The sequence below is a fragment of the Variovorax sp. Soil_C_12 genome (genome assembly GCF_057657375.1).
On record NZ_JBDGIO010000007.1, the window covers coordinates 18,196 to 35,391 of the forward strand.

The following is a 17,196-nucleotide window of genomic DNA, read 5'->3' on the forward strand; positions in this document are numbered from 1 at the left end:
ATCCCGAGAGGATTCCCTCCGTCCGTCGCGACTCGAAAGAGGGCTCACAGCTGGCATGCCCTGCATCGTCTAAAGGTCTGATCGCCGGGAGCTACCAGGGCACTCAAGCTTCAAACCTCGGACTGCGCGCTACCGAAGACAGGTGAGTAAATCGCGCGGGAAGGAAGGTGTTCAGTCGTTGAACCTGATGCCCGGCGTCGCAGGTTCTGCCACGCCCGGCTCCGCGATCAGCGCGCAGTTCGATTGCTGCGTTGCATTCGCAAATACGCTGCGCACAAAGCGCAATTCATCCTCGAAAGCTGCGTTCACGATGCCGTTGTGGGTGATGCCCTGATAGGTCTTCCACACCAGCGGATTGCCCGATTCGCACAGCGCCGCAACGGCAGCGTACTGCCGCCGCGGGGCAATCGTACGGTCCGCCAGACCGGTTCCGAGGAACAGGGGCGCGGGCAGGCGCACCATGCTCATGTCTGTGGTCTTGACCAGCAGCGCCTCCAGCTCGGCGGGATCGCGCGTGAAGGCGTTGCCGGCCTTCAATCCGTACCGCTGCTCGTAGCCGCGCATATCGTCGACACAGGTTTCGCGCGCCATTTGCAGCAGGGGCTGCGCCTGCGGCGCCACGAGCGACTCCGCCGACGCCCCGCCGTCGGGAATGGAGCCTCCGACCAGGCGCAACATCGAGAATCGAACTGGGCCATTGGGGCTCGTCGCTGCCTCGGGCGCCTTGTAGCGTGCATCCGGGAAGGATGGCAGCAACCCGGTGGCGATGGTCGCGCGAAGACGCAACTCCGGCGCATACGTCGGCGCCAAGCGGCTCGCCGCTATGGACGACGCGGATCCCTGCGACTGACCAGTGATTACGATCTCATCGGCAATGCGGCCTGGGTACGCTGCGATGGCGGCGCGCACGCTGTCGAGCACCGATCTGCCCTCCGCCTCCCAGAATGTGTAGGGATGCGGGCCGGGGCCGCCCAAACCCTGGTAGTCGGTGGCGACGACGGCGAACCCCTGCTCCAGCCACCGATTCAGGTAGGTGGCGTCCCGCGGACGATGTCCGGTCCATGACGGTGCGCAAACATCGGCGACCCCCAAGGTTCCGTGCGCCCAGGCAACCAGCGGCCAGCCCCCGAGCGGCGGCTCGCCCTTCGGCAGGTACAGCGTCCCCGTCACGGGCAGCACGCCCGATCCCCAGCGCGCATCGGTGGAGCTGTAAAGGATTCGCTGCTGCACGCCCGCTGCTGCAAACTCGGGTTGCGGCGGCTGCGGCTCCATGCGAAGCATGGCTCCAGGGCGGGGGGGCAGCGCCCCCGTCCACGCGTAGAAAGCCGAAAGCACGCGATCACCGGCGGCGATCCCCGTAGGCAGAGTGCCGCCGGAGCGGGTGGCCGCACAGCCCGCCGAGATGATGGTCAATGCCAGGAGGGAAACGCGTAAGAGCTGCATGTGAGCCTTCAATACCGTGCGCGGCGCGCAATGAAATCGAGCACGGTGCTGTTGAATTCATGCGGCTTCTCAAAGTACGCCGAGTGGCCGGCCTCCTGGATGACCACGACTTCGCTGCCGCGGATGAGAGCCTGCACCTCTTCCATCACCGACACAGGCACGATCGGATCCTCGTTTCCCACGAGAAGAAGCGTTGGGCACGCGACGTCGCGCAGGGAACGCATCGGAATCAAGCTGGAAGGTGCCATCAGTCCTGCCAGTGCCCTGCCCCACTCCTTCGCGTCAAAGTCGTGCGCACTGGGATTGAAATGGTTGATTTGCGCGTAGAGCGCCGCCTGCTCGGGACGGTTCTCGAGGAACCAGCGGCCCAGCGAGCGCTGCTCGATACTCACGGCCTGGTGGGATATCTGCCGCTTGGCGATCGTATCCAGGAGCACGGGATGGTCGAGCGCCATTGAACTGCCACATGCGACGAAGGCCGCCACGCGATCTGGATGCCTCAGGGCAAGTTGGAGTCCGATGAACCCGCCGAGCGACTGACCCACGTCGGTGACCCGCTGAACCTCTTCCCGGTCCAGAATGGCCAGGACATCGGCGACGAAGTTGTCTAGCGAGAACTCTTCCAGTGGGGCAGCAGACCGGCCGAAGCACCGGATGTCCATGGTGATGCAGGTGTGCCGCGCAGCAAACGTCGGCAACTGCTGCCACCAGGTTGCGGCATTGGACCCGGCGCCATGGCAGAAAAGGACGGCGGGGCCTTGCCCGTGGCGTTCGTAATAGATTCGCCGGTGAAGGGAGTCCACGAAGGGCATCGTCAGTTTGCCTTGATCTGAAGGCTGCGCACCAACTGCCCCCAACGTTCCGTGTCGCTGCGGACCAGTTGCGTGTACTGCTCGGGACTGGACACCAGGGGGATGAGCCCTTCCACATCGAGCTGCTTCAAGATCGTCGGGTCGTTCACTGCGCCCTGAAGCGCCGCACTGAGCTTGCGGATCACCGGAGCAGGTGTGCCCTTCGGCGCCGACAGGCCGACCCACGAATTCACAGTCAGCTGCTTATAGCCCAGCTCGGCGAACGTGGGAACAGTTGGCACCAGCGGGCTGCGCTGCGGGCTCGTCACGGCAAGAACCTTCAGCTTGCCGGATTGCACGTGGGTCACCGCAGCGCTGATCGGCAGCACCGTCGCAGGCACTACGCCAGCCAGCACATCCTGCAAGGCAGGCGCGCCGCCCTTGTACGGCACATGCGTCAGCTGGATGCCTGCAGCGCGTTGCAGCAGTTCCATGACGAGGTGCCCGCTGCTGCCCGCGCCGGAGCTCGCATAGTTGAGTTTTCCCGGTTCACGCTTGGCCTGCTGCACCAGGTCCTGGAAGCTGTTGATGTTTGCGTCCGGGCGGACCACGAGCCATTGCGGACCTTCACCAATACTGCCGATGTGTTCGAAGTCCTTGGCGATGTCGAACGGCACGTTGTCATACATGCTCTGGGCGATCGTGTTGAGCATGCCTGTCATCGTCAGTGTGTATCCGTCGGCCGCAGCGGTGGCGCCCACTTGGGTACCAACGATGTTTCCCGCGCTTGGGCGGTTATCCACGACCATCGGCTGCTTCAGCGTCTGGGACATGTGCTGCGCCACGGGACGGATGATGCGGTCGTACGGGCCGCCCGCCGGCGCCGGAACAATAATGCGAACTGCACGCGTGGGCCAATCCACGGATTGCGCCTGGGACGGGGACGCCAGGCTGAGGCCGGCGGCGCCGAGCGCCAGCACGTAACAAAGCAGTTTCACGGTTGTCTCCTGGTTGGCGCGCTCCCGGCGCGGTCTGCCGGCGATCTTCCGGTGGACAGCCATCGGCGGCAAATTAATTTCTGCCGGATGAGATTAGACTTGCCGATACCTTGCAGCCCTCCGCTTCTGCCCTCCTCAACCGGCTGCTCGCACGCGGAAAGTTCCGGCACGTACAGATCCTGCTGCAGCTCACCGAGCTCGGCAGCATTCAGCGTACTGCCGCCGCGATCGGCATGACGCAGTCTTCCGTCACCCAGACGCTGGCTTACTTGGAAGAGCTCCTGGAGGTTCCGCTGTTCGAAAGGCACGCACGCGGGGTGCGGCCGACCCCCGCCTGCCGAGACCTGCTCCCGATCGCGCGCCAGCTGATGCTAGGGCTCGCCAATGGAGCCGAGGTCATGGCCGCGCGCCGACGACAAGGAGAAGGGTCGGTTCGCTTGATCGGTTCGGCAGCAGCCATCAATGGCTTGCTGGTCAGCGCCCTTCCTGAATTCGGCGACAGGCACCCCGCGATCCAGATCCACTTGCGAGAAGCCGAAGGCGAAGACCAGCTCCTCGCGATCGCGCGAGGCGAGGTGGACCTGGTGGTCTGCCGGCGTCCGGCCATCGTTCCGGAAGGATGGGAATTCCATCCCGTTCGCGAAGACCAGCTGGTGGTGGTCTGCCGCGCGAGTCATCCCCTCGCTTGCTCAGACGCGGTGAGCACTTCAGAGCTGGCTGAGCAGACTTGGCTCTTAATGCCTGCGGGCCTGGCGGCTCGCACACATTTCGACGAATTCTCCACGCGCTTACCCACGACGCCACGGGCTTATCCAGTGGTTACCCGCTCGCTTCCGCTGCTCTGGCGGCTACTTCTGGACCACCCGCTGCTGGCCTTGCTCCCGCGAAACCTGGCGACCCCATTGCTCTCCGCTGGCGAGCTCGTCGAGCTCCGAATTGGACACACAGCCGGCATGGAACCGATCGGCGTACTCCAACCCCAGACAGATACGAGAGAAGCAACGTACCGCTTGAGCAATTTCCTCAGGAGCTTTTCACAGGCTCCGTAAGCCCAGGCGTGGGCCTTCTACTTGGGCTGCTGTCGCGCTTTGTTAGGCCCAAGGTGCTCCCCGGGAACTCTCTTGACTTGCGGTCCGCACAGCTTCGGTGGTCGAGTCTCTGTTCGAATCCGTTGCGCTCCAGGTAGCCGTTGGTTATCTCGCAGGCTCCCGCCCGCTGCGCCTTGAGCTTCTGGAACACCTCCCGCGGTGCGCCTCCACAACCTTCCGCCATCCACCGCGTTCAGGCTGGTGAGGGTCGTGCCGCTTGAACACCTGCTTGGGCTCTTCCCGCAATTTGCCGTCAGGCGTTTACGGGTACACGAGGATGTGCGCGTGAGGCTGCTTCCCGCCTTCGCGAGCTGCACGTGGGCAGTGCACGCCCCAGATTACCGGCGATGGCCCCGCATGCTCGTACATACCGCCGCTCTTGCGCTCGTTCTTGGCAAGGGGCAGATGGGAAATCGAATTCGCTGGCGGTGGAGTTGTGGTAGCTCGTGGAGACCCCAACAAATGCGTCGAGGTTCGCGTCGCGCATGAGCCCCGCGCAACGCCTGCAGTCTTTCGATGGCTGACATTGAGATCCTTCGAAGGCCGAGAATACATCTCCATTTGCGATAACGACAAGCTTCTGCAGGAGGTGCCGCGGTATATTTCCAAGCACCACAACGACGAAGCCCACGAGACAGAGCAGCAGCATTTTTTCGACATCCGCCATGCTTCGAGGTCATCGCCGGAAAGAGCATGCCGGAGGAAGGTGCGGCCAAGGTCTTCGCTTTCGTTCATCGGATTGACCGCAAACCCAAGCGGCGCCTGCGCGCCGTGCTTGAGTCGCAAGGCATCCTGCCTCGACAGCACATCACCTTCCTGTGTGACGGCGGCGATACGGTGCGTGAGCTTGGCGCGTACGTGCACCCGCGATCCGAGCACATTCTGGACTGGTTCCACGTCGCGATGCGCATCGAGCAGCTCTTGCAGACGACACGCGGGTTGCAAGGCGCAGAGAAGCCGGAGTTACTCAAGGGCATCGAGCGCGTCAAATGGTTTCTGTGGCATGGAAACGTGATCCGCGCCGACGAAACCTTGTACGACCTGCTCGAAGAGATTGACGGCGTGCGCAAGCAGGACAGGCAAGCTGGGCGGCCGCCCTCGTTCGTGCTGAGGAAACGTGATCGGGCGCTGGATGAATTTGCCACCTACGTCGACAACAATGCCGGCGCCATCGTCAACTACGGGGAGAGGTACCGATGCGGGGAACGGATTTCCACCGGCTTCGTCGAGTCCGCGGTCAATCAGGTGATCGCCAAGCGGTTCGTGAAGAAGCAGCAGATGCGCTGGACGCCGCGCGGAGCCCACCTGCTCCTTCAGGTCCGCACGCAGGTGCTGAACGACGAGCTACGCGCGTCTTTCGAGAGATGGTATCCGGGCTTCGGCGCTCAGGATCAGGCGCCGCTCGCAGCGTAGGCAGGGAGCAAGGATGCTGCACTGCACACCCCCAGGAATGAGATGCTCTCCGGAAGGGGATACATCGCCAAGCCGGCCTGCGATAGGGAAAGTCTGAACAGGTCGCCGCCCCCTGCGCGTCAAGGTCGGCCGTGCACAGCCGTAACCGGCGAGAGTTCTCGCAGCGCGGCCTCCAGCACCTCGAAGCAGACGGGCTTGCGCAGGTGCATGGAAAAGCCCAGGTCTGCGGTGCGCCTGCGGGTCTCGGCATCGTCCCAGGCCGAACAGTCAGCTCCGGCGCAGGCCAGAGTTGCCCTAGCACGGCAGCCGCCTGACTTGATACTCTCGTCCATGGCTCGTCTCCATACGGTTTGCGGCCTGGCTACGCTCGCCGCATGTGGCTCGGCGCCTCTCAGAGGACGCAATCCACGATACTGGAGACGAGCCCCCGCTTGCCCATCAAGCGACCATGATGGCTTACATGGACACCCGCCGTTGTGCAAGTGGATGTGGCGATGAAAGGCAATCGGGTACTGGCTGCAGTCTTACATTCGGCCTTGGATGCAGGTTCCGCCTGCGGGCCCTGATGGAATTCGCCAAGAACTGCCTCATCTAGTCGTCGCACTTTGAGCGCAAGACATTATTCAGGTTTGAGTTCTTGCGGTCCGACCTGTCGTGCCATCACTTCATCATCAACCTGCGCAACCTTCGGTGCACTCTCATCGAACTAGGTCATCTGCGCCTGTGGCCGGGTGCTGACGTAACCCGGTTGGTAGGCTTGACCATGCGCGAGAATCGCCCACGCGGTTCGTGCCATCTTGTTGGCCAATGCGACGACCGCGACATTGGCATGACGCCGCTTGCTCAGTTCCTCTGCCCAGGGATTCGGCTTGCTGGATCTGAACAACACGGATCTGGCGCCATGAATCAGCAGGGTGCGCAGGTACGGATCCCCGCGTTTGCTGATCGTGCCCAGCTGAATCTTGCCGCCGGTTCCGCGCTGCTGCGGCACCAGCCCTATGAACGATGCCAGCTCGCGCCCCGACTTGAAGGTACGTATGTCACCCACGGTGGCGACCAATGCGCTGGCAGTCAAGGGGCCTATGCCTGGGATCGCCAACAACGAGCGGCAACTGGCTTCCTGTTTCGGCCAGGCTGCTATTCTTTTCTCGAGAACCGAAATCTGTTCGTCCAAACTGTGAACACGCGCGAGTTGCTCTCGCAGCACGTCCATCAGCAGACCGGGCACGCGCCCCTCAATGTCAGCCATTCGATCTTGCAGCTCGGCCAAACCGGCCTGCCTGCCAGTTCTCAATGTCACGCCAAACTCGTAAAGCAGACTGCGCAGCTGATAGATCTGCATCGTGCGGAACTTGGTCAGTTGGGTGCGCACTCGGTGCAGCCCCAGCACCGCTTGCTGTTCCTCACTCTTGACCGCCACCGTACGCATGCCAGGCTGCTGAACTGCAGTCCAAATCGCCCGGGCATCAGCAGCGTCGGTCTTGTTGGTTTGCACAAAGGGTCGGATGAACTTGGCGTGCAACAACACTGCTTCGTGGCCAAGCGCGCGAATCTTGCGCGCCCACCAATGCCCACTGCCACACGCCTCAAGCGCGACCCTCCCTGCAGAGCTCTTCGACAAGAACTCAACCAATTCCGTCCGGCTGAAGCGTCGATTCACGATCTCTCCGGTGTCGGCATCGACCCAGTGCATCTGAAATACGCGCTTTGCGATATCCAGACCATACGTCGTACGATTCATTTCGGCCCCTCCGTTCCTGAGGTGGTGGATGGAGACGCCACTTTGGCACCGTTCGGTCCCGGGGTGCCTCTATCCTTGCCCAGCCCGCCCCGAAGGGCGGCGGGTGTCCATCCCATCTAGAACGTACGCGCCTTCGGCAGCGTCGGCACGATGCGTGCCTTGCATGTCGCGACTCACAGATCGTCGCGGATTCGCAAGAGACCCCACCTCAACGCCTGCACAACCCAATGCCGATACGGCGAACGACAACGCAGCGGTCGATGACCAACCTTGGGCAATGAAGCCGATCATCGCGGGGCCCAGACAGATCCCGCACAAGCCATGGATGTGAGAGTGGGATTCGCGACGCTTTCAGGAATCCTGGCTTGTGTTGCCAAAGCAGACCGCCTGGGGTCCCGTAGGCCTAATCGCCTGCTCGCAGGTCGTCACGCGCGAAGTCGATGAAGGCCCGCAAGGTGGCCGGAAGGTATCTCTGGCGTGCGTAGTAGAGGTAAGGCGGTCCGATGCCGGGTGACCAGGCTTCCAGCGCGCGCACCAGCTCACCGGTCGCCAGCTCGCGTTCCACGTATTTCTCGTGCACATAAGCCAAGCCGCCGCCCTCCGAGGCTGCGGTGACCGCAATCTGCGCATCGTTAACTACGATGCGGGGTGCCGGCAGTTGCACCTTGCCCGGTCGGCGCTGAAACTCCCACTTCTGCATGGACCCGCTCGGAAAGCGCCGCAGGATGCATTCGTGTCCAGACAGCTCCCGCGGCGTGCGCGGCGGCGGCTTCCTCTTGAAATAGTCGGGCGCACCAACGACGGCGTAGCGCTGCGGCGGACCGATGCGTACTGCAACCATGTCCTGCGGAACGTCGTTGCCGAACCGCACGCCGGCGTCGAAGCCTTCGCGGATGATGTCCTGCCGCGCCGCTTCGGCCGTGATCTCAATCGTGACGTCAGGATGTTCGCGCGTGAACCGCGCCGCCAGTGCAGCCAACCGGAATTGCGCGATCGGCGCCGGAGCATTGATCCGAACGGTGCCGATGGGCGAACCGCGGTGCGAGTTGATTCCCTCGACCGCATCCTGAATCAGGCGTAGACCGGGTTCCAGGCTGGCAAGGAGGTCGGCCCCGGCTGCCGTGAGTGCCACGCTGCGGGTCGTACGCCTCAGCAGCACGATCCCCAACTGCTCTTCCAACTTGCGGATCGCCTGGCTCACGAGCGACGTCGACACTTTCCTCTCCTTCGCCGTGCGGGTGAAGCTGCCATGCCGGGCAACGGCGGCGAACAGCTCGAGGTCGGGGAGGTGCGATCGCATTGTGAAGCGCTGGTTAACAGCCTATCCGGAATTATCCACCTAGCCGCGCACCCCTGCGCTCCCTAGCATGCGTTCATCCAACTCGCCAACCAGGAAACAAGCGCATGTCCACCTCCGCATCCCTCCTGCGGCACCTTGCCGCACCACTCGCAGCAGCAGCACTCGCCGCAGTAGCGCCAGAAGTCCCCGCGCGGCAACCGCCGGCTTGGTCGCAGGCCGCGCCAGCTGGAGTCGCCCGGCAGGAGCTTTACCCCGAAGTCCTGAACGGACGCATCTACGTTGCGGGCGGGCTCCTCAGCCCCAACACCGGCTACTCCGCGCATTTCGAGGCGTATGACCCGGTCCAGGACAGCTGGACCCGGCTGGCCACGTTGCCGGAGGCGCGGCATCACATTGCGTTGGCCGCTGAGGGCGGCATGATCTACGGCCTCGGAGGGTTCAGCGGTGGCTTTCCCCGTTGGCAGGCGCAGGCAGACGTCTTCGTCTATGACCCCGCAGCCGATCGCTGGCGCACGGGCGTGCCGCTGCCGACGCCACGCGCGGAGGGGGTCGTCGCAGCTGTACAAGGAAAGCTGTATGTCATTGGTGGACGCGTTCGCGCAAAGGCGGAAGCAAGTCACTTCAACGACCACGAGGACACCACCCTCGCGGAGGTGTTCGACACCAGCGCCGAGCGCTGGTCCCGCGCCGCGCCCGCGCCGACGGCACGCAACAGCGCCGCGTCGGCAGTAATCGAGGGGAAGATCTACGTCGTGGGTGGACGGCGGGCGATCAAGCAGCCGGACGGCAGCCTGCGGCAGGTGAACGTCGCCACTCTCGAGATGTTCGATCCCGTCACAGGCCAGTGGACGACACTGGCGCCCATGCCGCAAGCGCAAGGCGGCCTCGCCGCGGCAGCCCACGCGGGCAAGTTGTTTGTGTTCGGCGGCGAGCAGTGGGTTCCGGAACAGAAAGTTTTCTCTGAGAGCTGGGTTTACGACCCCACAGCGGACCGCTGGAGCGCGCTGCCCTCCTTGCCGACGCCACGCCATGGTCTCGGTGCCGCAACGATAGACAACAGGATCCATGTGTTTGGGGGTGGACTGGCGGTGGGCGGGAACGCCGCAACCGCCATCCACGAAGTTCTGACAATCGGGGAGCCATGAGCGGCTTTGGTCAGCCACCCGTTTGACAGTCGAACACCCAACAACCTGGCGTGGCAACTTAGAACCGCCAGAGCCCAGCGCCCGCGCTACGTCGGCAAATCGACGCGCGCCGGCAATGTGTATGCACCTTGGCGGAAGGCAACAGCTGGGATCAGCGAGGTGTCTACCGTAGGTCCATAGGGCAATCGAAGCCCGCCAGGATTCCTCTCTAGGCCCCGGGATCCGGTGCACCGCCGGTCCCCCTTGCAGGCCGAATCCCGAGGTACTTCCCATGGCAGTTCGGAGTCGACTTCGACGTGATCGGTCGCGGCAGTCCACAGGACATCTTCGACGCACAGTTGGACGTGCGCGAGTTGCTGCGCAGTCAGCAACAGACCGAGTGGGTCCTCATCTCGACCGGCATGTTCATGAGCTACCTGTTTGAGCCGGAATTCGGTGTCGTTGACCTGCAAAACGACGCAGTTCATGCGCTGGGCAGCCTCGACACTGCTGTGGCGCTGACGACTCCCGACGATATCGGAACGCTGACCGCAGAGATTGCGTTCGCCAAGCCCCGTATCCGGAACGAGATCGTGTATCTGGCCGGCGACACCGTGACTTACGGCGAGGTCGCCGACAAGCTGCAAGCGGCACTCGGCCGCCCGTTCAGCCGTTCAGAGTGGAGCGAGCAGTATTTGCTGGACGAACTGGCGCGCGACCCGGACGACATGATGCGCAAGTATCGTGCGGCCTTTGCCCAAGGGCGGGGTGTCGCATGGGACAAGAGTGGGACGTTCAATGAACGCCACGCCCTACCGGTCACCGACGTGGCAACTTGAATCAATGCGAACCTCAGTTCGGGCCGCGACGGGGACTCATGATTCCGACTGTCCAGCCAAAGTCCCCTGATCTACCGGCCGGAGTGGTAGGGTGGCCATGGCCGGAATCATCCCCGTCGATGGCGGCGCCTCCGCGCGATAGGGAGACAGGAACCGGCTACTTCAACGCAGCGCCGCCTCGCGCGAGGTATTGCGCCGAGAGGCGCGCGAACTGGCCTCCGTCCGTGCTGATCGAGGTCTGGTGGCTGCCGCCCGCGCTGAAGACCATCCCGATGGTGTGCATGTTGCCGTACTCCTGGGTGTTGGTCAGCATGTAGTGGACGTGGTTGTCGCGGTAGTGCTGGTCGGTGCCGCCGGGCGTATCGGAAGGCACGCCCATCGGCGTCTGCCACCACAGGATCGGAAGGCCGTTGCCCAGGGTCGCGCGGTAGTCCGAATACTGCTTCTGGTTGTCGTGGAAGTTCGGGCTGGTCTGGTTGCTCGCGTCCCAGTAGAACGGGGCGCTTCCGTTCTGGCATTCCGCGGGCCTCGATGCCGCCTCCCGGCAGCCCGCGTCGCGGTCGCTGGTCTGAGCGACGATGAAGTCTGCCTGGTTCGCGCCGGCCGCCCGCATCATCGCGGCGACTTCGCCGGGCGTGCCGTTCCAGAAGGCGGGCGGGAACCCGATCAGCGTCTTCGGCGCAACCTTGCGGCCCATCTGCACGAAGCACTGGCCGAGGCCCGCGACGGTGTCGGGCAGAGTGCTGCATTCCGGCTGGCCGCTCACGGCGGCGGCCATCTTCGTCAGGTCGCGGCCGGGCGCCTGCGACGCGGCGAAGCCCCAGAAGTCCGGCTCCACGTTGACCAGGGCAGGCTTGCCCCATTCCGCGATGCGCTGGTACATCAAACGGACCTGGCCCCAGTACTTGTTCATGAAGGTCGCATCGCTGATGCCGCTCAGGTTGCCCTCGCCGTTCGCCGTCATCTGGTAGAGCGTGAACATAGGCACCGCACCATAGGCCTGTGCGGCCTGCGCGGTGAAGGTGACGTAGGCCCCATCGGGGCTGTTCCAGGTGGGCCACGCGCCCGAGCCGACGCCCACGAGGTATTGCTCCACGATGTCAGGGTGGATGTCCTGGCTCTTCATGTCGTCGATGGACGTCGACCCCAGGCCGACCAGTACCCGGGCGGGCTTGCCGAGCTTGTTGGCCATCGCAACCGTGGCCGCGACGGGCGCACCGCCGCTGTTCTGGGTACCACCACCGCTTTGGATACCGCCACCGCCTTGAGCATTGCCGCCGTTCGAGGTGCCGCCACCGTCTTGAGCGACGCCGCCCTGGCCTGCATTGGCGGACGCTCCACTGCCAGACTGGCCCGTCGGGCTGCCGACCAGCGGAATGACGCCCCCTCCACCGCCGCCACCTCCTCCGCCACAGCCGAAAAGCAGCAGCGAGGCCATCAGCGCGGAAACGCATCGCCGAGAAAGAATGTCCATGAGAGAAGTCCGAAAGGTCGAAGTGAAAAAAGCACCTGCGCGCTTGTGCATGCGCGCGCCGGTTCGGGTTCAGGGTTGTCCGGCCAGCGCTGCCGCCCGATGGCGCTCAGCGGGCGAGGTCCGCGATGAAGGCCGCGTCCTTCGCACCGCTGTAGATGCGGAAGTCCTGCATCCGGCCCTTGAAGTACGGATCGCTGCCGTACTGGGAGCGCCCCAGCCAGGTCCGGGTAGTGTTGCCCAGCTGGGAAGGATTGATCCAGATGCCATCCGCGGTGGCGACCTGCGCGCCGTCCACGTAGAGCGTGCCCCCGGTGCCTGCGAGCGTGACCGCCACGTGCACCCAGCGCCCGGTGGGTACCGCGCTGCCGGACACCGACTCTTCGTTCCAGAACTGATTGCGCGAGGCTGAAAAGCGCAGCTGGGTGTTGCCGTCGCGCAGGATCAGAATCATGTAGGCCACGTCGTTGGAGCCGAAGTCGAAAATTCGTGCGTTGACCGCTGCCGCATCCCAATAGACCCACACGGCGATCGTGAAATCGCCCAGGGCCGACACGGCACCGTCGGGCAGCTGGACGTGACCGCTGCGGCCGTCGAGCTGCACGGCTCTTCCGCCGCTGCGTCCTTCGCCCCAGCTCGTGCCGCCCTTCAACTGCGCATGCAGGCCGCGGCCGCTGGCGTCGTTGGCATCGCCGTTGAGCGGCAGGTGCAGCCACAGCTCACCGGGGACCGCCACGCGCAAGGTCTCCGCACCGGTGATCTTGCCGGCGTTGGTCACCGCGTCGATCCTGTAGTACCAGGTGCCCTGGACGGGATCGTCGGTGTAGGTGCGCGGGTCGGTGACCGACGAACGGGTCGTGAACGGACCGTCTGGCGAAGTCGCGCGCTGCACGAGGTACTGGGAAGCACCTGCGGTGCCCCACCAGGACAGCTGCACCTTTCCGTTGCTCAGGAATGCGCTCAGGCCGCTGGGCTTGGCGGCAGGGACCGGATCGCGCGCATAGAGCAGCGTGCCCATGCCCGGCTGGTCGCCGCCGTCGACGCGCTCCGGCCGGAGCTTGTCTACGAGCGCCCTGGTCCAGGGTGCCGCGAGTCCCTTGCGGTTCACGTAGTGGTTGTAGATGAGCTCCCAGCAAGGCCGCAGCTGGTTTGTGCCCGCCGCGGCGGTCCCCGGTCCGAAGACGCCGTTGTAGGGCGCGAACGGCATCGTGAACAGGGCGTTGCCGTTGGCATCCGCCAGGTTCGTCTTGGCCACGTACTCCGCGCCGGCCAGCAGCCGGTTGTTCCAGTAGCCGAAGAGGTCCTCGCCCTGGTTCCAGGCCATTTCGCACAGCGCGCCGGCCAGCGAGATGCCGAGGGTCGAGTGACCCTGATCGCGATGGCTCTCCTGCCATTGCCCCAGATAGCCAGGATGCACGTAGTAGACGTTGTTGGCGCTCGCGCCGTTGCCGCGGCCAGTCTTGTAGTAGCTGATCGCTTCGGCGGTCAGGTCGGGCCGGTCGCAGAACACGCCGATCGCATAGACGGAGCAGATGTTGGCCAAGTCCCAGTTCGCCCAGTAGTGGGTGACCTTTCTGGTCTCCGTGCCGTTGTGGTTGACCAGAAAGTCGTGGGCCTTCGGGTAGAACACGTTCAGCAGCATGGCCTGGAAACGGGCGACGTCTTCCTTTGCCCAGCCAGAGTAGGTCCGCATCAGTTCCGCTGCGTTGGCCCACTGGTAGCCGTAGAGGCCCGAGGCGAGGAAGACGTTCGAGTTGCCGCCCAAGGCAGTCAAGGTCGAGGACCATGCATTGAGAAACTCCACTGACTTCTTCGCGTAGTTCTCGTCGTTCGTGATCCTCCAACGCAATGCGAGATGAAGGGCGCGCACCATGTCGCCGATCATCTGCCAATAGTTCTCGCCATCGACGCCGCGCACCACGACCTCCAGGGGGCGCGGCGTCGCGTTGAGGTTGGTGTTGTTCGTCCTGAGCATCATGTTCCAGCCGCCCACCCAGGGCTGCCCATTGGCGGCCAGCTTGTCCCGGATACGCTGCAGGTCGGTCTCGGTGACCAGCAGGCCGGGGTGCACGATCTTGCGTACTTCGGGCCCAGGGGTTGTCGGCTCGGGCGCCGGGGTGTCGGTGGTATTGGGGGTATCGACACCGGCTACTGCATCAGGGTTGGCGGCCGGCGTCTGCTGTGGCGGCTGCTGCGCGGTGGCTCCCCCTGGCGGCGAAAAACCTCCCCCGCTACCACCACCGCAAGCCGTCGTGCCCAGGGCCAGTGCGCTCGCGGTGCCGATGAAGAAGGTGCGGCGGTCCAGCAGGGCCGCATTCTTGTCGTCGTCGCTCGAAGAATGTGTCATATGTCGCAATTTCTACATAAATACTTCCGCAAGGTACGTGCCATTCGCCTCGAAATGGTTATGAAATGAAATCGGTACAACCGATGGATGCATTTGCGCACGTTGCAAGGGAGGCGCCGCGGCAACAAGTGACATTCGTTGTCACATGAGACGCCGGCGACGCGACACTGAATGTCACTGCCCCTTCGCCATGCCCGCAAGGATTCGACCTAGCGCTTGTTCCGCCCCAGCGACAGGCAGAAGTGCCCCATGTCCGCGTGAAGCATGGGCCCCGACTTGCGCATGACGTCGCCGCCGGGCGGCTCGATCTTGACAACGTCGGCGCCATAGTCGCCGAGCATGAGGCTGGCATAGGGCCCCATGATCACGGAGGCCAGGTCGAGAACCAGGATGCCGGCAAGTGGTCCGCTCATTGCTGCCTCAGGCCCAGGACTTCTTGGCAGGTTCAGACCGGCTTCGTGGCCACGCCTTCGACATCTAGCGATGCAGCAGCGAAACAGCGCAAGGCTTCGGAGATATTGATGCGAGCGTGAGGTGTCCGCCCCTGCTCGCACTTTTAAGGTCAGCGCCGACAAGGCGCGTGTCCATCAGATCGTCTTCAATCTGCTGCACAACGCCATCAAGTACACCCCGCCCGGGGGACGCATCTGGCTGCAATGCACGGCCGAAGCTGACCATGCCGTGATCAAGGTCGAAGACACAGGGGTTGGAATCGCGCCCTCGTTGCTGCCAAGGATCTTCGAGTTGTTCACCCAAGAGGATCCCCACCAATCAGGCGGAGGCTTCGGCGTCGGCCTGTCGCTCGTCAAGGATCTGGTCGACGCACATCGGGGCTTTGTCGAAGTCAGATGCGACGGCAAGCATCGAGGAGCGAGTTCACGGTCAGGCTGCCGCTTCGCCCGGTTCTCGATCGCGCCGAAGAATGAAGGCCGTGACTGGACGCAAGCTCTGGACTACGCGGAATGCCAGCTGCCGAAGCCGACAAGGCGGTAGGCAACTCGTCCGACAAGTCCGTGAGTACTCGCAGCGTTGACTTGCAGCGCTGCCACCCGGAAGCGCGCATCTCGGCTGAGACCTTAGGGCTTAGAGGGTCGCGCTTGATTGGTCTGCGTGTTGCCTCGCCCGGATCCATCACCCGGATGCCGCCCCGAAAGGCCACCCGAAGTTCCGATTCCCGGCGTCCGCAGATTGCCGCTTCGTGCCGCGCGAGATTCAGGCTTGGTGGCGCTGTCAGAACCGCGGTCTTGGTTCTGAGCGGCCCGGTTGCCAGTGGCCGGCGGCTTCGAAGCCGTGCCTTCTACTGCCGGCGCTGCAGTCCCCTTGGGATTTCCGGTAGGTTGGGACATCGCAGGGCCGATGGCGACGGCCAGCGCGGCGAGCCCCCAGCGGAAGCTTGCATTTCGGAGACAGGAATCCAGAGGTCGGGACATGCTTCGCTCCTAGGTGGAAATTTGAACTCGGCTAGGGTTGGTCAGCTGCGTTGCCGGTGAAAGAACTCTTGGCCCACGCGTGGCGCCGTGCCCCCAGCATTCGCGTGAACATGTTGTAGGCAACGGTCTCAGCGTGCCTTCCAGCTTTGGGAATGTCGCGGGGTCGGCGAACCGTGGCTTCGGGATCCTTGTACGAAAAGCTACGTCCCATGGGCGCTCCCTTCTCTTTTTTCGGATGCAGCATAGTTAGCGTCCGCTCAGAACTGCGCTTGGCCGGTGCCCGTCCGGTCGTGAACCCAGCGCATGGACTGCTGCTCTGCGTGCCGGATCGCCTCCGCCTCGGTGCCATACACGATCTCTTCCGTGTCGTTTGGCAGTTGCGTCTCTTCCTCATCCGCGGGAGTGCGGACGAGAACGACGACCGGCCGATAGCCGCCGCGCACGGACTCCGCGTGAAGCTCAAAACGGAAGCCGCGGTATTCAAGGGAGTGCCCGTCGGAAATGGGCGTGCTGGGGTCTGTCATGGCTGTGGCCTCGGGAAAGTTTCCTGAAATGGTGCGACACGGCCCGCGATGCGGGGGCAGGTGCGCAGATGTACGGTTTGAAGGACGACACGCCGTAGGGCCTCCCGCATGACCACCAAGCACTTCTCCCGTCCAGCGAGCGCCACAGGGCGCGCCATCCTGCCGTGCGAACCGATCAATGCCCTATCCCTTCCTTCCGGTCCGCGGCCCAGGCGCGCGGCGGCACGAAGGGCGGCGGCCGGCGCACCTCCAACGCTCCGCGATCGACGGCCTCCAGCGATCGCTGCCCGCGTGCATTCCCCGCCAGCGGCATGCGTCCCCAGACGTGCCGCCGCTTCCTCCTCCAAATGCAGTGTCCAGCGACGAACAACCGTGGGGATGGCGGCGTCAGGCCAGCACGTGTGCAGCGTGCGCGGATCTGAAGGGTCAGGTCCAGTTGCGGATGGGCCAAGTCTCGCTGGCGCGGCAGCCATCGAATCAACGTCTCTCGGATGACTTCTTCGACCTCAGGATCGAGTCTCCTGGATCCTACTCCCGGTCCTGGTGCCTTGGCCAAGACAGCCGTTGCGACCGGGTCCTCCAAGAACCGCTTGCGAAGGCGGTACACCGTGGTCCAGTGAAGGCCAAGCAACTTGCCTGCGACTTGCGCCTGCGCCATCGACATGGCCTTGCGGCCCAACGGGCGCA

13 protein-coding genes and 2 pseudogenes are annotated in these 17,196 nt (G+C 64.0%); 5 read left to right on the forward strand and 10 right to left on the reverse strand.

Translation table 11 applies throughout. The features are described from left to right. Nucleotides 1–171: 171 nt before the first annotated feature. The 3 genes from AC3A6X_RS19375 to AC3A6X_RS19385 are packed head-to-tail and all read right to left on the reverse strand — an operon-like array spanning nt 172 to nt 3,232. Nucleotides 172–1,443, reverse strand: a complete 1,272-nt coding sequence (locus tag AC3A6X_RS19375; RefSeq protein WP_487843725.1) for a lipase family protein — start codon at nt 1,441–1,443, stop codon at nt 172–174. An 8-nt stretch (nt 1,444–1,451) separates the two neighbouring features. Next, nucleotides 1,452–2,255 (reverse strand): alpha/beta fold hydrolase, encoded by an 804-nt coding sequence (locus AC3A6X_RS19380; RefSeq protein ID WP_487843726.1) that lies wholly within the window; start codon nt 2,253–2,255, stop codon nt 1,452–1,454. Nucleotides 2,256–2,257: 2 nt separating this feature from the next. Then, a complete protein-coding gene (locus AC3A6X_RS19385) occupies nt 2,258–3,232 on the reverse strand; it encodes a Bug family tripartite tricarboxylate transporter substrate binding protein (protein ID WP_487843727.1) in 975 nt (324 codons plus the stop codon). A 110-nt stretch (nt 3,233–3,342) separates the two neighbouring features. Between AC3A6X_RS19385 and AC3A6X_RS19390 the strand changes: the two genes are divergently transcribed. Together AC3A6X_RS19390 and AC3A6X_RS19395 are read left to right on the forward strand one after the other, a co-directional pair. Continuing rightward, nucleotides 3,343–4,281: a LysR family transcriptional regulator gene (locus tag AC3A6X_RS19390; protein WP_487843728.1), complete on the forward strand. Its 939-nt coding sequence runs from the start codon at nt 3,343–3,345 to the stop codon at nt 4,279–4,281. Between the two features lie 1,146 nt (nt 4,282–5,427). Beyond that, nucleotides 5,428–5,733: pseudogene (locus AC3A6X_RS19395) on the forward strand (ISKra4 family transposase); the annotation flags it as partial. Nucleotides 5,734–5,852: 119 nt separating this feature from the next. Here the strand turns inward: AC3A6X_RS19395 and AC3A6X_RS19400 are convergent. The 3 genes from AC3A6X_RS19400 to AC3A6X_RS19410 form a co-directional block, all read right to left on the reverse strand. Then, a complete protein-coding gene (locus AC3A6X_RS19400) occupies nt 5,853–6,065 on the reverse strand; it encodes a hypothetical protein (protein WP_487843729.1) in 213 nt (70 codons plus the stop codon). A 374-nt stretch (nt 6,066–6,439) separates the two neighbouring features. Beyond that, nucleotides 6,440–7,474 (reverse strand): IS110 family RNA-guided transposase, encoded by a 1,035-nt coding sequence (locus AC3A6X_RS19405; RefSeq protein ID WP_487843730.1) that lies wholly within the window; start codon nt 7,472–7,474, stop codon nt 6,440–6,442. Between the two features lie 403 nt (nt 7,475–7,877). Next, nucleotides 7,878–8,774 carry a LysR family transcriptional regulator gene (locus AC3A6X_RS19410; RefSeq protein ID WP_487843731.1) on the reverse strand — a complete coding sequence of 299 codons (897 nt, stop codon included), beginning with the start codon at nt 8,772–8,774 and terminating at the stop codon, nt 7,878–7,880. Between the two features lie 104 nt (nt 8,775–8,878). Here AC3A6X_RS19410 and AC3A6X_RS19415 point away from each other — a divergent pair, with 104 nt between their 5' ends. Then, nucleotides 8,879–9,919, forward strand: a complete 1,041-nt coding sequence (locus tag AC3A6X_RS19415) for a Kelch repeat-containing protein (protein ID WP_487843732.1) — start codon at nt 8,879–8,881, stop codon at nt 9,917–9,919. 242 nt (nt 9,920–10,161) lie between these two features. Further along, nucleotides 10,162–10,737, forward strand: a pseudogene (locus AC3A6X_RS19420) (NmrA family NAD(P)-binding protein); the annotation flags it as partial. 157 nt (nt 10,738–10,894) lie between these two features. Here AC3A6X_RS19420 and AC3A6X_RS19425 read toward each other — a convergent pair. The 3 genes from AC3A6X_RS19425 to AC3A6X_RS19435 form a co-directional block, all read right to left on the reverse strand. Continuing rightward, nucleotides 10,895–12,211 (reverse strand): hypothetical protein, encoded by a 1,317-nt coding sequence (locus tag AC3A6X_RS19425; RefSeq protein ID WP_487843733.1) that lies wholly within the window; start codon nt 12,209–12,211, stop codon nt 10,895–10,897. Nucleotides 12,212–12,317: 106 nt separating this feature from the next. Further along, the gene (locus AC3A6X_RS19430; RefSeq protein ID WP_487843734.1) at nt 12,318–14,555 is read right to left on the reverse strand and encodes a LamG-like jellyroll fold domain-containing protein; all 2,238 of its coding nucleotides are present in this window, start codon (nt 14,553–14,555) and stop codon (nt 12,318–12,320) included. A 209-nt stretch (nt 14,556–14,764) separates the two neighbouring features. After that, nucleotides 14,765–14,968, reverse strand: a complete 204-nt coding sequence (locus AC3A6X_RS19435; protein WP_487843735.1) for a CoA transferase — start codon at nt 14,966–14,968, stop codon at nt 14,765–14,767. Nucleotides 14,969–15,089: 121 nt separating this feature from the next. Between AC3A6X_RS19435 and AC3A6X_RS19440 the strand changes: the two genes are divergently transcribed. Continuing rightward, entirely contained in the window at nt 15,090–15,548 is a 459-nt protein-coding gene (locus AC3A6X_RS19440; RefSeq protein WP_487843736.1) for a sensor histidine kinase, read from the forward strand. Between the two features lie 694 nt (nt 15,549–16,242). On the opposite strand, the gene AC3A6X_RS19445 is transcribed toward AC3A6X_RS19440, so the two are convergent. Continuing rightward, nucleotides 16,243–16,509, reverse strand: coding sequence for a hypothetical protein (locus tag AC3A6X_RS19445; RefSeq protein WP_487843737.1), 267 nt, complete (start codon nt 16,507–16,509; stop codon nt 16,243–16,245). Nucleotides 16,510–17,196 lie beyond the last annotated feature (687 nt).